18 protein-coding genes are annotated in these 18,945 nt (G+C 53.4%); 5 read left to right on the top strand and 13 right to left on the bottom strand.

The annotated features are described in order from the left end of the window. Positions 1-4 precede the first annotated feature (4 nt). From atpG to asnC, 11 genes are all read right to left on the bottom strand, one after another. Positions 5-868: a F0F1 ATP synthase subunit gamma gene (gene atpG / locus JLG71_RS27570; protein ID WP_004107278.1), complete on the bottom strand. Its 864-nt coding sequence runs from the start codon at positions 866-868 to the stop codon at positions 5-7. Between the two features lie 50 nt (positions 869-918). Beyond that, positions 919-2,460 (bottom strand): F0F1 ATP synthase subunit alpha, encoded by a 1,542-nt coding sequence (atpA, locus tag JLG71_RS27565; RefSeq protein ID WP_004127029.1) that lies wholly within the window; start codon positions 2,458-2,460, stop codon positions 919-921. Positions 2,461-2,472: 12 nt separating this feature from the next. Further along, positions 2,473-3,006, bottom strand: a complete 534-nt coding sequence (atpH, locus tag JLG71_RS27560) for a F0F1 ATP synthase subunit delta (RefSeq protein ID WP_004855764.1) — start codon at positions 3,004-3,006, stop codon at positions 2,473-2,475. Positions 3,007-3,020: 14 nt separating this feature from the next. Further along, positions 3,021-3,491, bottom strand: coding sequence for a F0F1 ATP synthase subunit B (gene atpF, locus JLG71_RS27555; RefSeq protein WP_004107293.1), 471 nt, complete (start codon positions 3,489-3,491; stop codon positions 3,021-3,023). A 56-nt stretch (positions 3,492-3,547) separates the two neighbouring features. Further along, complete coding sequence (gene atpE, locus JLG71_RS27550; protein ID WP_000429386.1) at positions 3,548-3,787, bottom strand: F0F1 ATP synthase subunit C; 240 nt, start codon at positions 3,785-3,787, stop codon at positions 3,548-3,550. Between the two features lie 47 nt (positions 3,788-3,834). Beyond that, on the bottom strand, positions 3,835-4,650 hold the full coding sequence (gene atpB / locus JLG71_RS27545; RefSeq protein ID WP_004127037.1) for a F0F1 ATP synthase subunit A: 816 nt from the start codon (positions 4,648-4,650) through the stop codon (positions 3,835-3,837). A gap of 8 nt (positions 4,651-4,658) precedes the next feature. Further along, the gene (atpI, locus tag JLG71_RS27540) at positions 4,659-5,039 is read right to left on the bottom strand and encodes a F0F1 ATP synthase subunit I (protein WP_004127040.1); all 381 of its coding nucleotides are present in this window, start codon (positions 5,037-5,039) and stop codon (positions 4,659-4,661) included. Positions 5,040-5,655: 616 nt separating this feature from the next. Further along, positions 5,656-6,279, bottom strand: coding sequence for a 16S rRNA (guanine(527)-N(7))-methyltransferase RsmG (gene rsmG, locus JLG71_RS27535; protein WP_004855770.1), 624 nt, complete (start codon positions 6,277-6,279; stop codon positions 5,656-5,658). Between the two features lie 113 nt (positions 6,280-6,392). Beyond that, positions 6,393-8,282, bottom strand: a complete 1,890-nt coding sequence (gene mnmG, locus JLG71_RS27530) for a tRNA uridine-5-carboxymethylaminomethyl(34) synthesis enzyme MnmG (RefSeq protein WP_004855773.1) — start codon at positions 8,280-8,282, stop codon at positions 6,393-6,395. Positions 8,283-8,663: 381 nt separating this feature from the next. Then, on the bottom strand, positions 8,664-9,104 hold the full coding sequence (gene mioC, locus JLG71_RS27525) for an FMN-binding protein MioC (RefSeq protein ID WP_009653317.1): 441 nt from the start codon (positions 9,102-9,104) through the stop codon (positions 8,664-8,666). Between the two features lie 91 nt (positions 9,105-9,195). Continuing rightward, a complete protein-coding gene (gene asnC / locus JLG71_RS27520; RefSeq protein ID WP_004107306.1) occupies positions 9,196-9,654 on the bottom strand; it encodes a transcriptional regulator AsnC in 459 nt (152 codons plus the stop codon). Positions 9,655-9,806: 152 nt separating this feature from the next. Between asnC and asnA the strand changes: the two genes are divergently transcribed. Further along, a complete protein-coding gene (asnA, locus tag JLG71_RS27515) occupies positions 9,807-10,799 on the top strand; it encodes an aspartate--ammonia ligase (protein WP_200913923.1) in 993 nt (330 codons plus the stop codon). A 7-nt stretch (positions 10,800-10,806) separates the two neighbouring features. Here the strand turns inward: asnA and viaA are convergent, their stop codons facing one another. Both viaA and ravA read right to left on the bottom strand, forming a co-directional pair. After that, positions 10,807-12,255 carry an ATPase RavA stimulator ViaA gene (gene viaA, locus JLG71_RS27510; protein WP_014839869.1) on the bottom strand — a complete coding sequence of 483 codons (1,449 nt, stop codon included), beginning with the start codon at positions 12,253-12,255 and terminating at the stop codon, positions 10,807-10,809. Beyond that, positions 12,252-13,751 carry an ATPase RavA gene (gene ravA / locus JLG71_RS27505; RefSeq protein WP_134898875.1) on the bottom strand — a complete coding sequence of 500 codons (1,500 nt, stop codon included), beginning with the start codon at positions 13,749-13,751 and terminating at the stop codon, positions 12,252-12,254. The genes viaA and ravA overlap by 4 nt, the downstream gene beginning before the upstream one ends. A gap of 217 nt (positions 13,752-13,968) precedes the next feature. Between ravA and kup the strand changes: the two genes are divergently transcribed. From kup to rbsC, 4 genes are all read left to right on the top strand, one after another. Next, a complete protein-coding gene (kup, locus tag JLG71_RS27500) occupies positions 13,969-15,837 on the top strand; it encodes a low affinity potassium transporter Kup (RefSeq protein ID WP_004107313.1) in 1,869 nt (622 codons plus the stop codon). 184 nt (positions 15,838-16,021) lie between these two features. After that, positions 16,022-16,441 carry a D-ribose pyranase gene (gene rbsD, locus JLG71_RS27495; RefSeq protein WP_004855789.1) on the top strand — a complete coding sequence of 140 codons (420 nt, stop codon included), beginning with the start codon at positions 16,022-16,024 and terminating at the stop codon, positions 16,439-16,441. Positions 16,442-16,451: 10 nt separating this feature from the next. Continuing rightward, positions 16,452-17,957, top strand: coding sequence for a ribose ABC transporter ATP-binding protein RbsA (gene rbsA, locus JLG71_RS27490; RefSeq protein WP_047722783.1), 1,506 nt, complete (start codon positions 16,452-16,454; stop codon positions 17,955-17,957). Between the two features lie 5 nt (positions 17,958-17,962). Continuing rightward, positions 17,963-18,928: a ribose ABC transporter permease gene (gene rbsC / locus JLG71_RS27485; RefSeq protein WP_004855792.1), complete on the top strand. Its 966-nt coding sequence runs from the start codon at positions 17,963-17,965 to the stop codon at positions 18,926-18,928. Positions 18,929-18,945 lie beyond the last annotated feature (17 nt).

Genomic DNA, 18,945 nt, shown 5'->3' with positions numbered 1-18,945 from the left:
CTGGTTATACCGCGGATGCTCCACCGACGATCTCGGTGAGTTCCTGAGTAATGCTGGCCTGACGAGCTTTGTTGTATACCAACTGCAGCTCTTTAATCAGGCTGCCGCCATTGTCGGTCGCGGCTTTCATCGCCACCATACGTGCGGCCTGCTCGCTGGCCAGGTTTTCTACCACGCCCTGATAAACCTGAGATTCCACATAACGGCGCAGCAGGGTATCCAGCAGCGCTTTCGGATCGGGTTCATACAGGTAATCCCAGGATTTACGCTTCAACTCACCATCTTCTGAAGCCGGTAACGGCAGCAGCTGAGTGATGGTTGGAACCTGAGACATGGTGTTAATAAATTTGTTGCTGACAATATACAGCTTGTCCAGACGGCCTTCATCGTAGGCCTGCAACATCACTTTTACCGGACCAATCAGTTCGGACAGGGATGGGTTATCCCCCATACCCGTCACCTGGGCGACAACATTACCGCTAACGGAATTAAAGAACGACACGCCCTTGGAGCCGATCATTGCGAGTTCGCACTGAACGCCTTTATCGGACCATGCTTTCATTTCCGCCAGCAGCTTTTTGAACAGGTTAATGTTCAAGCCACCGCACAGACCACGGTCGGTAGACACCACCAGGTAGCCCACGCGTTTAACGTCGCGTTCTTCCAGGTAAGGGTGCTTATATTCCAGATTACCGTTCGCAAGGTGACCGATCACTTTGCGCATCGTATCTGCATAAGGACGGCTGGCCGCCATACGCTCCTGCGATTTACGCATTTTGGAAGCGGCGACCATTTCCATCGCTTTAGTGATCTTTTGCGTGTTCTGGACGCTTGCGATCTTACTACGTATCTCTTTTGCGCCGGCCATGAGCTTCTCCTCAATGCCTTGCGGCCTGCCCTAGAGCAAGCCGCCAGACTTTACCAGGATTGGGTTGCTTTGAAGGAATCGAGGATGCCTTTCAGCTTGCCTTCGATTTCGTCGTTATAGCCACCGGACTGGTTGATCTCTTGCATCAACGGAGCGTGATCACGGTCGACGTAAGCCAGCAGAGCGGCTTCAAAGCTACCGATTTTCGACAGCTCGACATCCGCCAGATAACCACGTTCTGCCGCGAACAGAACCAGAGACTGCTGCGCAACGGACATCGGCGCATACTGTTTCTGTTTCAGCAGTTCGGTCACTTTCTGACCGTGGTCCAGCTGCTTACGGGTTGCATCATCAAGGTCAGAGGCAAACTGGGAGAACGCCGCCAGTTCGCGATACTGTGCCAGAGCGGTACGAATACCACCGGACAGTTTCTTCATGATCTTGGTCTGAGCTGCACCACCAACACGGGATACGGAGATACCCGGGTTAACCGCAGGACGAATACCGGAGTTAAACAGGTTGGTTTCCAGGAAGATCTGACCATCGGTAATGGAAATTACGTTGGTCGGAACGAACGCAGAAACGTCACCCGCCTGGGTTTCGATAATCGGCAGCGCAGTCAGAGAACCGGTTTTACCCTTCACTTCACCTTTGGTGAAAGCTTCAACGTATTCGACGTTAACACGTGCAGCACGCTCCAGCAGACGAGAGTGGAGGTAGAATACGTCGCCCGGGAATGCTTCACGTCCAGGCGGACGGCGGAGCAGCAGGGAGATCTGACGATAAGCAACGGCCTGTTTAGACAGGTCATCATAAATGATCAGCGCATCTTCACCGCGGTCGCGGAAGTATTCACCCATTGCACAACCGGCATACGGCGCCAGGTATTGCAGTGCGGCAGATTCAGATGCGGTTGCAACCACAACGATGGTGTTAGCCAGCGCGCCGTGTTCTTCCAGTTTACGTACCACGTTAGAAATCGTGGACGCTTTCTGGCCGATAGCTACGTAGACGCACTTGATGCCGGAATCACGTTGGTTGATGATGGCGTCGATAGCCAGCGCGGTTTTACCGGTCTGACGGTCGCCGATGATCAGTTCACGTTGTCCACGACCGATTGGGATCATGGCATCAACGGATTTATAACCGGTCTGCACCGGCTGATCGACGGACTGACGTTCGATTACGCCCGGCGCGATAGCTTCAACGGCGGAGAAGCCGTCGTGCTCCAGCGGACCTTTACCATCAATCGGTGCACCCAGGGTGTTAACCACACGTCCCAGCAGGCCGCGGCCAACCGGAACTTCAAGGATACGGCCAGTACATTTAACCTTCATACCTTCGGCGAGGTCAGCGTACGGACCCATCACAACTGCACCTACGGAGTCGCGCTCCAGGTTCAGTGCGATAGCGTAACGGTTACCCGGCAGAGCGATCATCTCACCCTGCATACAATCGGCCAGGCCGTGAATGCGGATAACACCGTCACTTACAGAAACGATAGTACCTTCGTTATGAGCCTCGCTCACAACATTGAACTGAGCAATGCGCTGCTTGATCAGTTCGCTGATTTCGGTGGAATTCAGTTGCATGCTCCAGTCCCCTTAAGACTGCAAGACGTCTGCAAGGCGTTCAAGACGGCCGCGTACGCTACCATCAATGACCATATCACCCGAACGGATGATTACGCCTGCCATTACAGACTTATCGATTTTGCAATTCAGCTTAACTTTGCGTGACAGACGTTTTTCCATCGCGGCGGTAATTTTCGCAAGCTGTTCGTCACTCATTTGAGCGGCAGAAATAACTTCTACCTCTGCGGTTGCCTCACTGGCAGCGCGCAGATGAATGAACTGCTCGAGAACATCAGGGAGCGCTTTCAGACGACCATTTTCAGCCATCACCCGGATCAGGTTTTGACCATTTTCGTCCAGTTGCTCACCACAAACCGCGATAAACACATCAGAGAGCGTTTCCGGCGCCAGTGCGCCAGAGAGTAGCTCTGCCATTTCTTCGTTTTTAGTCACTTCAGCAACAAACGCCAGCATATCCTGCCAGCGTTCAACGCTGTTGTGTTCGACGGCAAAGTCAAAAGCTGCTTTGGCGTAGGGGCGAGCTACCGTTACAAATTCAGACATCAGCCCCTCCCTCCTTACAGTTCAGCGACAAGTTTATCCACGATGTCGCTGTTAGCAGCTTCATCCACGGAACGTTCGATGATCTTCTCGGCGCCAGCAACAGCCAGGATAGCAACCTGCTTACGCAGCTCCTCACGGGCACGTTTACGTTCGGCATCGATTTCAGCCTGCGCCTGTGCGACGATTTTGGTGCGTTCCTGTTCTGCTTCCGCTTTTGCTTCATCCAGGATCTGAGAGCGACGCTTGTTCGCCTGCTCGATGATTACCTGGGCTTCCGCTTTCGCTTTTTTCAGCTGGTCGGTCGCGTTGGCCTGTGCAAGGTCCAAATCTTTCTTAGCGCGTTCTGCAGAAGCTAAACCGTCAGAAATTTCTTTCTGGCGCTTTTCGATGGCAGCCATTAAAGGCGGCCATACATACTTCATGCAGAACCATACGAAGATAACAAACGCGATGGCCTGGCCGAGGATTGTTGCGTTCATGTTCACAGCACAATACCTCTTAAAAAATAACTCTGTGGCTTAGGTTTCTTTCGAACAACTTACTACGCGACGGCGAACATCACGTACAGACCCAGACCTACAGCGATCATCGGGATAGCATCCACCAGACCCATAACGATAAAGAACTGAGTACGCAGCAGAGGAATCAGATCCGGTTGACGCGCTGCGCCTTCCAGGAATTTACCCCCGAGGATGCCGATACCGATCGCAGCACCGATTGCCGCCAGACCCATCATCACAGCGGCAGCCATGTACAGCAGATCCATATTCAGGTTTTCCATGACAGTCTCCAGTTTGTTTCAGTTAAAACGTAGTATGTTGGTAAAAATCAATGCTCTTCAGATGCCATCGACAGATAGACGATCGTCAGAACCATGAAGATGAAGGCTTGCAGCGTAATAATCAGGATGTGGAAAATGGCCCATGGCACATTCAGAATCCACTGTGACCACCACGGCAACAGGCCAGCAATCAGAATGAAAATCAGCTCACCGGCATACATGTTGCCGAACAGTCGCAGACCCAGTGATACAGGTTTTGACAGCAGGCTTACCCCTTCAAGGATTAAGTTGACAGGAATGAACGCCCAGTGATTGAACGGCTGCAGGGTCAGTTCTTTAACGAACCCGCCCACGCCTTTCATTTTGATGCTGTAGAAAAGAATCAGGATAAATACGCCAAGCGCCATCGACAGGGTGATGTTAACGTCAGCTGACGGCACCACGCGCAGAGCAGGCAGACCGAGAACGTGTTCGCCGATCCAAGGGATAAAGTCGATAGGCAGCAGATCCATCAGGTTCATCAGGAATACCCAGACGAACACGGTGAGGGCCAGCGGAGCAATGACCTTGCTCTTGCCGTGATACATATCTTTGACGCTGCCATGGACGAAGCCGATGATCATCTCAATGAAGGTCTGGAATTTACCAGGTACGCCGGTTGTCGCCTTTTTAGCCACGCTGCGGAACATAAACAGGAATAACAGACCGAGCACCACTGAGAAAAACATGGAGTCAATGTTGAGCGTCCAGAAGGTGGCCGGGGGGTTGTGCGGATCCACCAGCGAGAATGTACGCAGGTCCAGCTGAAGGTTGTTCAGATGGTGGCCTATGTAATCCTGCGGCGTCATATTTTCTGAAGCCATGATGCCTTTTACCCTTTGTTGTTAATTACAGCTGGCGCCAGAACTTGTACCACCAGCACCAAAACCCACGTCACTATCAGCGGCAAAAATACCACTTTCAAAACCGCCAGCGCCACCGCCAGAAAGGCGAAGGTCAGCAACACCTTGAAGGCTTCACCAATGGCGAAGGACCAGGCCACTCGGCCTTTAGCTGGTGTATGCGCCTGATGACGCCAGGCAAAAATCATAAATATCATGTTTGGCAAAAGAACCGCCAAACCTCCACTCACCGCGGAGATGCCCCAGAAAGGGTCTTTGAGGCTGAACAGCAGTCCACTTGCTATTACTGCCAGTAACTGAATAAACAGAAGCTTACGAGCAACGTTTCGACTCAAGAGCGACACTGACATCACGTTTTTACTCCTGCTCCCTTCGAGGTATGTCGCGTGTCGTATAAAACGTCCTTTAAGACGAAGAGTCAAGCATCAAAAAGCGGACAAATTATACGGTGACGCCTCGTGATTTCAAACAATAAGTAGCAAAATAGTGAATAAATGTTTAATTATTTTCCGACAGACAACTTTTCATGCATTTCACCGATCTGTGAGCCGTCATGCAAAACTGCAAATACCGCGAAAAATCGGCAATTAAAGCGTGCATCAGATCACATAATAAACATTTTTCGCGAAATCGAATTAATTCTGTACATAAAACTCAATTTTTTATCCGTTTGATATTCAACATAAAAACCAGGTATTCTTTCTAAAACAATCCCATATACAATAAAAACCTTTTATTGACATTCATAATAAAAATTTAACATGAGTATGAAGTGCAAGCAGCGAGATTTTTAGCGTACTGATATTTTCAATGTTGACTATTCTGTTGGTAAAGCAACAGGGCAAAGTTAACGGAAAGAAAACCCCTGGTAACCCCAGGGTTAAAGACAGTCCGATAATACCCTGCCGTGACTTTTATTTTTGTAACATCCATGGACCGTGTTTTTTTCACATTTTTTGATAAAAATTAAATCATTTTTGGCTGAATCACCACAAGGTGACGCTCCCCTTCCAGCTGAGGCACATGCAGTTCGACAACTTCCTTAATGACGACCCCTTCCGGCAGATTTGCCATTTCATCTTCCTGCGCTAAGCCCTTGAGCGCATAAAAGTGACCGTTCTCTGCAGGTAAATGATGGCACCAGCTCACCATGTCATTCAGCGACGCAAATGCGCGGCTAATCACGCCGTCAAACGGCGGCTCTGCCGGGAACTCTTCCACACGGCTTTGTACCGGGGTGACGTTATCCAGTTTGAGCTCATGCTGGACTTGCCGAAGGAAACGTACTCGCTTGCCCAGACTGTCCAGCAGGGTGAAGTGGGATTCAGGACGCACGATAGCCAGCGGGATCCCCGGCAGCCCAGGCCCCGTACCGACATCGATAAAACGCGTTCCTTTAAGGTATGGCGCAACAACAATGCTGTCGAGGATGTGGCGTACCAGCATCTCGTCAGGATCGCGAACCGAGGTCAGGTTATAGGCCTTATTCCACTTATCCAGCATGCCAACGTAGGCGACAAGCTGGTTTTTCTGGTGATCGGTAAGTGAAATACCTGCTTCATCAAGCAGACGAGAAAGTTTGTTGAGCACGATCGTTACCTGTTTAAAAACAATGAGCCCGGAGGCGATACGCTTACCGGGCTGAGAAATTGACCTGACGGATATCTGATGCGCTATTCGCCCATGTATCGTTCAGTGGAATATCAGGCGCTACGGCGCAGCATTCCCTGCTTTTTTAACCACACCAGCAAAATCGAGATTGCCGCAGGCGTAATGCCGGAAATACGCGATGCCTGCCCTATCGAAGACGGCTTATGGTCGTTCAACTTGGCAATGACCTCGTTCGACAGCCCATTCACCTGGCGATAATCAAGCGTAGCAGGCAGCAACGTGTTCTCGTTGCGCTGTTGTTTCTCGATTTCATCCTGCTGGCGCGCGATGTAGCCTTCGTATTTTACCTGAATTTCGACCTGTTCAGCCGCTTGCTTGTCCTCAAGACCCGGCGAGAACGGCGTCATCTGCACCAGCTGTTCGTAGGTCATTTCCGGACGACGGAGCAAATCTTCACCGTTAGCTTCACGGGACAAAGGCGCCGTCAGTCGAGCATTCACTTCCGCAGCGCTTTCCGCCAGCGGATTAACCCAGCTGGTTTTCAGACGCTGACGTTCACGTTCAATGCTCTCAAGCTTCTCGTTGAAACGCGCCCAGCGTTCGTCATCCACCAGACCCAGTTCACGACCTTGTTCGGTCAGGCGCAGATCGGCGTTGTCTTCACGCAGCATCAGGCGGTATTCCGCACGAGAGGTAAACATGCGGTACGGTTCTTTGGTACCGAGAGTACACAGATCGTCTACCAGGACGCCAAGGTAAGCCTGAGAGCGGCCAGGCGCCCACCCCTCTTTCTCGGCGGAGAAACGAGCGGCGTTCAGGCCTGCCAGCAGGCCCTGAGCGGCGGCTTCTTCATAACCGGTGGTGCCGTTAATCTGGCCGGCAAAGAACAGGCCATGAATAAATTTACTTTCCAGCGTCGGTTTCAGGTCGCGCGGGTCAAAGAAATCGTACTCAATAGCGTAGCCAGGACGAACGATTTTTGCATTTTCCATCCCCTGCATTGAGCGGACGATTTGCATCTGGACATCGAACGGCAGGCTGGTGGAGATGCCATTTGGATAAATTTCGTTGGACGTCAGGCCTTCCGGCTCGAGGAAAATTTGATGCTGGTTACGATCGGCAAAGCGCATGACCTTGTCTTCGATCGAAGGACAGTAGCGGGGACCGATCCCTTCAATCACGCCGGCATACATCGGGCTGCGATCGAGGTTATTACGGATCACGTCATGCGTTTTCTCGTTGGTATGCGTGACGTAGCACGGCACCTGACGCGGATGCTGCGAAGCATCTCCCATAAACGAGAAGACCGGCATCGGATTATCGCCGTGCTGCTGTGCCAGAACGCTGAAATCAATCGTCCTCGCATCGATACGCGGCGGGGTACCGGTTTTCAGGCGGCTGACGCGCAGCGGCAGTTCACGCAAGCGGCGGGACAGCGGGATCGACGGAGGATCGCCTGCACGACCGCCGCTGTAGTTATCCAGACCGATATGGATCTTACCGTCGAGAAAGGTTCCGACGGTCAGTACCACCGCTTTGGCGCGGAATTTAAGCCCCATCTGGGTGACGGCGCCAACAACACGATCGTTTTCGACAATCAGATCTTCCACCGCCTGCTGGAAGATCATTAAATTAGGCTGGTTTTCCAGCGCGGTACGTACGGCCTGCCGGTACAGCACACGGTCTGCCTGAGCGCGAGTTGCCCGTACGGCCGGGCCTTTGCTGGCGTTTAGTATCCTAAACTGGATGCCGGCGTGGTCAATTGCCTTCGCCATCAGGCCGCCAAGCGCATCCACTTCTTTTACCAGGTGTCCTTTCCCAATGCCGCCAATCGCCGGGTTGCAGCTCATCTGCCCCAGAGTGTCGATATTGTGTGTCAAAAGCAGAGTCTGTTGACCCATTCGCGCTGCGGCCATCGCGGCCTCAGTGCCTGCATGACCCCCGCCAATGATGATGACGTCAAAAGGATCCTGATAAAACATGGTGGTATGCCTCGCATAAAGCGGTTTGAAAATAGAGTGAAGCCCGGGCCGTGGATTCTACTCAACTTTAGCCTTTCGAGAAAGCGCCGGGATCCTGAGTATTAAAAAGAAGATCTTTTATTTAGAGATCTGTTTTATTGTGATCTCTTATTAGGATCGGCTTGTCTTGTGGATAAGTCAGATCCGCGATTTAAGATCAAACGCTTAAGAAGGATCGCTTTCTGTGAATGATCGGTGATCCTGGTCCGTATAAGCTGGGATCAAAATGAAGGGTTATACACAGCACAAAAATCAGTCAAGGGTTATACTTTGGATAACTACCGGTTGATCCAAGCTTTTAAGCATAGTTATCCACAGAAGAAAGTATGATCTTTACAATTCTCAGAGCAAGTTTTTCCAGGATCCCAGCCAAATCTCGGCCGGATCTTCCGGAATTTCATGTTCGAGAACGTTAATTTTTAGCGTTTCACCGATCTGTTTTGCCCCGCAGGCGTTGAGCGCCGTCTCGAGCTTATCAATTGCTCCGCAGAAGGTATCGTATTCACGGCTACCGATGCCGACTGCGCCAAAACGGACCGCAGAGAGGTCGACCTGCTTCTCCTGAAGCGCTTCATAGAAAGGCAGAAGATTATCGGGAATGTCCCCGGCGCCATGCGTCGAAGAGATAACCAGCCAGATCCCTTCCGCCTGCAGATCGTCGATCAGCGGGCCGTGCTGAATAGTCGTGCTGTGTCCAGCCTCTTCCAGCTTTTCCGCCAGATGTTCTGATACATATTCTGCGCTACCCAGCGTACTGCCGCTGATAAGAGTTATCTCTGCCATGATCGCCCGCTCCACTATTCAGAGTGGCGTATTGTACGCTGTGAGCGAGCTGGGATCTACCTGTGGAAAAATGTGGGATTAAAAAGCCCGATCACGGGCGGATGGTACGCATAATCGGGTTTTGCAGGACGATCAGCGTTTCAGTGGACTGAATTTCATCAATTGTTTGGATCTTGTTGATAAGTACATGCTGGAGCGCATCAATCGATCGGCACATCACTTTTATAAAGATACTGTAGTGTCCGGTGGTGTAATAGGCTTCAGTAACCTCATCCAGGCTGTTTAGCCTGGCCAGCGCGGAGGGGTAGTCTTTCGCGCTCTTCAGAATGATGCCGATAAAACATCCTACATCGTAACCCAGCTGCTTGGGGCTGACGTCGATGCGTGCGCCGGTAATAATTCCGGCCTGCTTCATTTTCTCTACCCGCACGTGAATGGTCCCCGGGCTGACGCCAAACTGTTTTGCCAGTTCAGCATAGGCGGTGCGCGCGTTGGCCATTAAGGCCTCTAGAATGCCGCGGTCCAGATTGTCGATCTGATAATTTTCCATAGGTTTTTCTTATGAAGTTTGACGAATATTTCTATTTTAGCCTCAAATTTTAATGAATCAAAATCGATGCAGGCTTTTTGTTGTTGGATTATTGAATTGCAGCGCTGTTTTGTTGCTTAATCAATGGCAACAGGACGCAGGAGTTATAAAAAATGAAAACCGCATACATCGCAAAACAACGCCAGATTAGTTTCGTTAAGTCACACTTTTCCCGCCAGCTTGAAGAGAAGCTCGGCCTGATCGAAGTCCAGGCGCCGATCTTAAGCCGTGTGGGCGATGGGACCCAGGATAACCTCTCTGGTTGCGAAAAAGCGGTTCAGGTTAAAGTGAAAACACTGCCAGACGCCCAGTTCGAAGTGGTTCATTCACTGGCGAAGTGGAAGCGTCAAACCCTGGGACAACACGACTTCAGCGCGGGCGAAGGGCTGTACACGCACATGAAGGCCCTTCGCCCCGATGAAGACCGATTAACTCCCATCCATTCCGTTTACGTTGACCAGTGGGACTGGGAGCGCGTAATGGGTGATGGAGAGCGCCACTGCGGCACGCTGAAAGCAACCGTTGAAGCGATCTATGCCGGGATCAAAGCGACCGAAGACGCCGTCAGTAAAGCGTTTGGCCTCACGCCTTTCTTGCCGGAGACGATCCAGTTTGTTCATAGCCAAGAGCTTTTAAGCCGCTATCCGGATCTTGATGCCAAGGGCCGCGAGCGGGCGATCGCGAAAGAGCTGGGCGCGGTATTCCTGATCGGTATCGGCGGCAAGCTTTCCGATGGCCAGCGTCACGACGTTCGCGCGCCGGATTACGATGACTGGAGCACGCCTGCTGCTGAAGGCTATGCCGGTCTGAACGGTGATATTCTGGTGTGGAACCCGGTGCTTGAAGATGCATTCGAGCTCTCTTCAATGGGGATCCGCGTGGATGCCGAAGCGCTGAAGCGTCAGCTCGCGATGACCGGCGACGAAGATCGCCTGCAGCTGGAATGGCACCAGGCGCTGCTGCGCGGAGATATGCCGCAGACGATTGGCGGCGGCATTGGCCAGTCTCGCCTGACGATGCTGCTGCTGCAGCTTGAGCATATCGGCCAGGTGCAGTGCGGCGTGTGGCCAACCCAGGTTCGTCAGAGCGTTGCTGCGCTTCTTTAATCAGTGATTAACGCCGCCAGCGTCTCAGCAGGCGGCTACGCAACCCGGTATCAAAGCGCCAGATATGATCGAATACGCGCATAATGCCGGGCTTGCCGTGTACCGACATCGCCACCGCATGAAAACGATGTTGATGTTTATGCTGTAGCTCTCCCACCTTATTGATCACCTCATCCGGCAAGCGCTGGGCGATAAAATCAGAAATCACCACCGCATCAGCATCGACCCACTGCGGATTCTGCATACGCTCAATCACCGCCCGGAAGCAGCTGGCCAGATCGGTGCCGCCGCGAAAGCGCTGGCTCAAGAAACGAATCGCCTGTTCCAGCCCCTGCGGGCCGGTGAGTTCGTAGTGCACCACTTCGCTGGAAAACAGCATAATGAAGCAGCGGCGGTTATCCGCCAGAGCGACCCGCATCAGCGCCAGACAAAACGCCTTGGCGCACTGTTCATTGAAACCGCCCATTGAGCCGGAAGTATCGACGCAGACGATAAACGGCCCGCGCGGCTGTTCATCAACGTCCTGGCGCGTTACCGGCCGTTCGGTGATCTTTTCCTTCCACGCATCACCATGTAGTCGATAGGTCAGCAGCTGCTTTTCAACCAGCTTGCGGTAGAACTCAAACTCCAGCTCGGTGATGCCGAGGGTGGCCAGCTCAGGCGGCAGCAGACGTAGAATATCGTCGCTCTGCTGAAGACCGTCGACCTGCTCCGGTACGGTAGCCGGTTCGCGCACCAGGCTGCGGAAGGTCTCCATCGGCGCATCTTTTTTCGGCACCGCTTTCGCTTCACGCGAGCGCCCCAGCTGTTCGGCGAGCTGCATGAGTTCAGGTTGTTGGCTTAAAAAGTCCCCGTAGCGAACGATCAGCTGGTAATCGCCTCGCTTCAGCTCTCCGGCGCTCATGTCCCACAGGTGTCCCGCCGCATTATCATTCTCCACCAGCACGGGCTCGAGCTGGCCGCTGAGGGTCATGCGCTCCTGAACTTCGCTCAGCAGCTGATCGCGCTCTTCATCCAGCAGCTGCTGATTAAGAGAGGTTGCCTGCACCACCAGGCTCAGACGCCAGCGCTGAAGGAATAACGTGTGCAGCGCCGGCGTAAAGGTGCTGTTGTTGTCCACCAGCTGCTGCGCCTGGCTGGCAAAAGGGGAGTGCAGCTTATGCAGCTGGCTCAGAATTTGCGGCAGCTGGACGATAAACTGCGAGGTGGAAAGCCGCTGTGATTGCTGATAGCACTGAACTTCCGCATCCAGCTCGGGCGGGACGTTGGTCTCTTTTAGTCGCGATCTGACCGCTTCCCGCCAGCGAGGAATGTCGGCGGCGATAATATTTTTGAGCCGCGGAAATTTTTCAAAGAATACCGCGAGTTGAGGCGCTGCCAGCAGGGCCAGCAGCATCTCATCGATCATGCCCTCTTCGCCGACTGCCAGCATGACATTCAGCATGTCCAGCGTCATGACTGGCGGGCCTGTTTAATCTGCGTTCCCACGTCCTGCAGGCTGGCTTCAATGCGCCCCAGCCACTCGCCGGGAATAAACAGACATTTTTGCTGTTCGCTGAAGCGGTTATGTTGCTGATGCCATTCGTCGTCCAGCGCCTCCAGCTGTTGCCTGATTTCTGCCGGCATATTTTCCCGTGATTCGCTACCGGGCAGGGAGAGTCGCGATCCCTGCAGGCTCACATCGCGCACGACCAGATGCTGGCTGGTATCGACATCCATATTCAGCTGCTGGGCAAAACCAATGCCGTTGAGCTTGCCGCGGATCTCACCCCCTTTCTCCAGCCAGTGAGCAAGCTCTTCACGAACAAACGTAATATGAATCACTTCCAGGTCGTGCAGTTTTAGCGGCTGCTGGAGAAGCAGCGTTAGCGTGGGGTCCTGCACTTCAGCAGGCAGTTCATAATGAGGTTTACGGCTGAACATCCCGCCGAGACGGGTGACTTTTAGCGCGGTCTTATCGCTTTGCTGCTGTTGAAGCTGAATGCGCCGTTGGATAATCGACCCGAGGCGGGTGAGCATCGCCTGCTGCTGCCAGGCGTGGCTGGTCATTAAGGTCTCAATCTGCACGGACATCAGATTCATCGTCTCAATATTGTGCCACAGGCAATCCTTCAGCAGGATCAGGTCTATTGGCGCAATGGTGTCGCGGCCGCTGAAAAAGGCGCTGGCCTGCAGCAGACGAATGGCTTTTTTCCAGCGACGATCTGAGACGTAGGGCGCGTTTGGCAACGTATCCAGCTGCTGGCGCAGCTGGAAAATCAGTTCAAATACGCTGTCCGGTAGCTTCACGCTGCCGATATCCTGCTGCCATTGCAGAAATTCCTCGTCGCTGACCTGCAAACTCGCCGGGACAGGATTACTGTTCTCGTCCTGCTGGCTTATCAGCATTGAGCGGAAGTTCGTTTTATCCTGTACCTTATCCAGCCATAGGCGAATAAGCATACGATCGTATAAGGCTTCCAGACTGTTGTCTGCCTCCGGGAGCTCGTTCGACGCCGCCACCAGCAGGCGCATGGGGATCTTCTCTTCGATCGCCCCGTTGCGGAAATGGCGTTCGTTTATCGCCGTCAGCAGCGTATTGAGAATCGCCGGGCCCGCTTTCCAGATCTCATCGAGAAAAACAATTTCAGCTTCCGGAAGATAGCCGGCGGTCAAACGTTCGTAGCGCCCTTCATCTTTCAGCGCCTGAATGGAGAGTGGGCCAAAGACCTCTTCCGGCGTGGAGAAACGGGTCATCAGGTATTCAAATGCGCGAGCCTGCTGGAAGGCGAACTTGAGGCGACGGGCAATCAGGCTTTTGGCGATCCCCGGCGGGCCCAGCAGAAAAACGCTCTCGCCGCTGAGGGCGGCAAGCAGGCAAAGGCGTATTGCGTGGCTGCGTTCGAAGAGTCCTTTTTCCAGCGCGGCGCTGAGCCGGGAAATTCTTTCTGCCAGTAAATGTGATTGAGCCATAATAGAGTTGCGTGCTTTTTAGAATGTCGTTGTTAGGTCGAGTATAGATGTTTGATTAGGGGTGGTAATAGCCTGAAGAATCGATTTATTTTCTTTGAGTCAGGTTAAGATGATGTCAGTTAGGGGTACGATTCAGCAAATAATCGTGCATACTGTGCGCTTTTTGTGGGCCAAGGGACTAGGCACACATTTGTTTTATAAACGAAAAGACTAGTCTATGAGCACTGATAATAAGCAATCGCTGCCGGCAATAACGCTGGCGGCAATCGGCGTGGTATACGGCGATATCGGCACCAGTCCACTGTATACACTTCGTGAATGTCTGTCAGGTCAGTTTGGCTTTGGCGTTGAGCGTGATGCTGTTTTTGGCTTCCTGTCGCTCATTTTTTGGCTATTAATTCTTACCGTTTCACTCAAATACATCACCTTCGTGATGCGGGCAGATAACGCCGGTGAAGGCGGGATCCTGACGTTAATGTCGCTGGCGGGACGAAACACCTCCGCGCGCGCCACGTCCATCCTGGTGATCCTTGGGCTTATCGGCGGCAGCTTCTTTTATGGCGAGGTGGTCATTACCCCTGCCATCTCGGTGATGTCGGCGATAGAAGGTCTGGAAATTATCGCTCCGGACCTGGATACCTGGGTTGTGCCCATATCCATCATTGTCCTGACGCTGCTATTTGCCATTCAAAAGCACGGTACCAGCATGGTGGGTAAGCTGTTCGCGCCGATTATGCTGATCTGGTTCCTGCTGCTGGCGGTACTGGGCGCGCGCAGTATTTTCGCTAACCCTGAAGTGCTGCAGGCGTTGAACCCTTACTGGGCGGTTCATTTCTTCCTCGAATATAAAACCGTCTCGTTTGTGGCGCTGGGGGCGGTGGTGCTGTCGATTACCGGCGTGGAAGCGCTGTATGCCGACATGGGGCATTTCGGCAAATTGCCGATTCGCCTGGCCTGGTTTTCGGTCGTGCTGCCTTCGCTGGTACTGAACTACTTTGGTCAGGGGGCGCTGCTGCTTAAACATCCGGAAGCGATTAAAAACCCGTTCTTTCTGCTGGCGCCGGAGTGGGCGCTGATCCCAATGCTGATCATTGCCGCCCTGGCGACGGTTATCGCTTCCCAGGCGGTTATCTCCGGCGTCTTCTCTCTGACTCGCCAGGCCGTGCGTCTGGGGTACCTGTCGCCGATGCGTATTATTCACACCTCGGAAATGGAGTCCGGGCAGATTTACATCCCGTTTATCAACTGGCTGCTCTATATCTCGGTGGTCATCGTGATTGTTAACTTTGAGCACTCCTCGAATCTGGCGGCGGCATACGGTATTGCGGTGACGGGAACGATGGTGCTGACCACCATTCTGTTCACGACGGTGGCGCGGCAAAACTGGCACTGGAATAAGTTTGTTGTGGCGCTGCTGCTGGTTGCCTTTATGTGCATTGATATCCCGCTCTTCTCCGCGAACCTCGATAAAATCGTCTCCGGCGGCTGGCTGCCTCTGACCCTCGGTCTGGTGATGTTTACCATCATGACCACCTGGAAGAGCGAGCGTTTCCGCCTTCTGCGTCGGATGCATGAGCACGGTAATTCTCTGGAGGCGATGATCTCTTCTCTTGAAAAATCGCCGCCGGTTCGCGTGCCGGGTACCGCTGTTTATATGTCCCGGGCGCTGAACGTGATTCCTTTCGCGCTGTTGCACAACCTGAAGCATAACAAGGTGCTGCACGAGCGGGTGATTTTGCTCACGCTGCGTACCGAAGACGCGCCGTACGTACATAACGTTCGTCGCGTACAGATTGAACAGATATCGCCGTCGTTCTGGCGCGTCGTTGCCAGCTACGGCTGGCGCGAAACGCCGAACGTCGAAGAGGTTTTCCACCGCTGCGGGCTGGAAGGCCTGAGCTGCCGGATGATGGAGACCTCCTTCTTTATGTCGCATGAGTCGTTGATCATCGGCAAGCGGCCGTGGTATCTGCGCCTGCGCGGCAAGCTGTATCTGCTGCTGCAGCGCAACGCCCTGCGGGCGCCGGATCAGTTCGAAATCCCGCCTAACCGGGTTATTGAACTCGGCACCCAGGTTGAGATTTGATTCACTAGGGCCCTTCTTAATGAAGGGCTTTTTTGTTTTATCTGCTCGCTTCAGACTTTCTCGCTGCTGCGTTGCGAAACGTTTCGATGACGATCACAATTCTCACATCTGGTGATGGTTTTCTGTTCTCTTATTGCTAATACTTATACCAGCGAAACGTTTCGCTAATGGAGCAAAAGAGAAAATGAAAAAAGGTACCGTCCTCAATGCTGATATCTCGTCGGTCATCTCCCGTCTGGGGCATACCGATACGCTGGTTGTTTGCGACGCTGGTTTACCGGTTCCCCGCAGCAGCGCGCGTATTGATATGGCGTTAACCCACGGGGTTCCCTCCTTTATGCAGGTTCTGGAGGTGGTGACGAGCGAAATGCAGGTTGAAGCGGCTATCCTGGCGGAAGAGATTAAAACCCTTAATCCGCAGCTCCATGCGACGTTGCTCACTCACCTTGAGCAGCTGCAGCAGCACCAGGGAAACACCATTGAAATTCGTTACACCAGTCATGAGCAGTTTAAAAAAGAAACCGCAGACAGTCAGGCGGTGATTCGCAGCGGGGAGTGTTCCCCGTATGCGAACGTTATTCTCTGTGCCGGCGTGACGTTCTGAGGTCGCCGATATGGAAGCCTTATTGCAACTAAAAGGGATCGATAAAGCGTTCCCTGGCGTCAAGGCGCTCTCCGGCGCCTCGCTAAATGTCTATCCAGGTCGCGTGATGGCGCTGGTCGGGGAGAACGGTGCCGGCAAATCTACCATGATGAAGGTGCTGACCGGTATCTACTCCCGCGATGCCGGTTCGCTGCTGTGGTTGGGGAAAGAGACCACCTTCAACGGACCTAAATCTTCTCAGGAAGCCGGAATCGGCATCATTCACCAGGAACTCAACCTGATCCCCCAGCTGACGATCGCCGAGAATATTTTCCTCGGTCGTGAGTTTGTGAATCGCTTTGGCAAAATTGACTGGAAAACGATGTATGCCGAAGCTGACAAGCTATTGGCAAAGCTGAACTTACGCTTCAACAGCCAAAAGCTGGTGGGCGATTTGTCGATCGGCGATCAGCAGATGGTCGAGATCGCTAAAGTGCTGAGCTTTGAGTCGAAGGTCATCATTATGGATGAGCCCACCGACGCGCTAACCGACACCGAGACCGAATCCCTGTTCCGCGTGATCCGCGAACTGAAATCGCAGGGGCGCGGTATTGTCTATATCTCTCACCGTATGAAAGAGATCTTCGAGATTTGCGATGACGTCACGGTCTTCCGCGATGGGCAGTTTATCGCCGAGCGCGAAGTGGCCAGCCTGGATGAAGATCTGCTGATTGAGATGATGGTCGGCCGCAAGCTGGAGGATCAGTATCCGCATCTGGACAAAGCTCCGGGCGCGGTTCGCCTTAAGGTCGACAACCTGTGTGGATCAGGGGTGGAGAACATCTCCTTTATTCTGCGCCAGGGCGAAATCCTTGGCGTCGCCGGGCTGATGGGCGCCGGACGAACCGAACTGATGAAGGTGCTGTACGGTGCGCTGCCGCGCAGCAGCGGATCGGTTACCCTGGATGGGCATGAGGTCATTACGCGTTCTCCGCAGGATGGCCTGGCCAACGGCATTGTTTATATCTCCGAAGACCGCAAGCGCGATGGTTTAGTGCTCGGCATGTCGGTTAAAGAGAATATGTCGCTCACCGCGCTGCGTTACTTCAGCCGCAGCGGCGGTAGCCTGAAGCATAAAGATGAACAGCAGGCGGTAGGTGATTTTATCCGCCTGTTTAATGTGAAAACGCCGTCGATGGAGCAGGCTATTGGGCTGCTATCGGGCGGTAACCAGCAGAAGGTGGCGATTGCCCGCGGCTTGATGACCCGTCCGAAGGTGCTGATCCTTGATGAACCGACCCGCGGCGTCGACGTCGGGGCGAAGAAAGAGATCTACCAGCTGATTAACCAGTTTAAAGCCGAAGGCCTGAGCATCATTCTGGTCTCTTCGGAGATGCCGGAAGTGCTGGGCATGAGCGATCGCATCATGGTGATGCATGAAGGGCACCTCGGTGGTGAATTCACACGCGAGCAGGCCACCCAGGAAGTATTGATGGCTGCCGCTGTGGGCAAGCTTAACCGTGTGAATCAGGAGTAAAAAAGATGAATAACCCGGCTGTTTCTGGTCGTCGCTACTTCACAAAAGCGTGGCTGATGGAGCAAAAATCGCTGATTGCCCTGCTGGTGCTGATTGCGATTGTCTCGACCATGAGCCCCAACTTTTTTACCGTGAATAACCTGTTCAATATTCTGCAGCAGACTTCAGTTAACGCCATTATGGCGGTTGGGATGACGCTGGTTATCCTGACTTCGGGCATCGACCTGTCCGTCGGCTCCCTGCTGGCGCTGACCGGCGCGGTGGCGGCTTCCATTGTGGGGATTGAGGTCAACGCGCTGGTGGCGGTGGCCGCTGCGCTGGCGTTAGGTGCGGCAATTGGCGCCGTGACCGGCGTAATCGTGGCGAAAGGGCGCGTACAGGCATTTATCGCCACGCTGGTCATGATGTTGCTGCTGCGCGGCGTGACGATGGTGTATACCAACGGCAGCCCGGTAAACACCGGCTTTACCGACAACGCCGATCTGTTTGGCTGGTTCGGGATTGGCCGTCCGCTTGGGATCCCAACGCCGGTGTGGATTATGGCGATCGTCTTCCTGGCCGCCTGGTACATGCTGCACCATACCCGCCTGGGTCGTTATATCTACGCGCTCGGCGGCAACGAAGCGGCAACGCGTCTTTCCGGCATCAGCGTGAATAAAGTTAAAATCATCGTCTATTCTTTGTGCGGCATGCTGGCCTCGCTGGCCGGCATTATTGAGGTCGCGCGTCTCTCTTCCGCGCAGCCGACGGCGGGCACCGGATATGAACTGGATGCGATTGCGGCGGTGGTGCTCGGCGGTACCAGCCTTGCGGGCGGTAAAGGCCGTATTGTCGGGACGCTGATTGGCGCGTTGATCCTTGGCTTTCTGAACAACGGACTGAATTTATTAGGCGTTTCATCCTATTACCAGATGATCGTGAAAGCGGTGGTTATTTTGCTGGCGGTACTGGTAGATAACAAGAAGCAGTAACTGATAACTCTACAGGA

It is taken from the genome of Klebsiella michiganensis, from assembly GCF_015139575.1.
Classification (GTDB): Bacteria; Pseudomonadota; Gammaproteobacteria; order Enterobacterales; family Enterobacteriaceae; genus Klebsiella; species Klebsiella michiganensis.
This window is presented reverse-complemented; position numbering and strand designations above follow the sequence as displayed.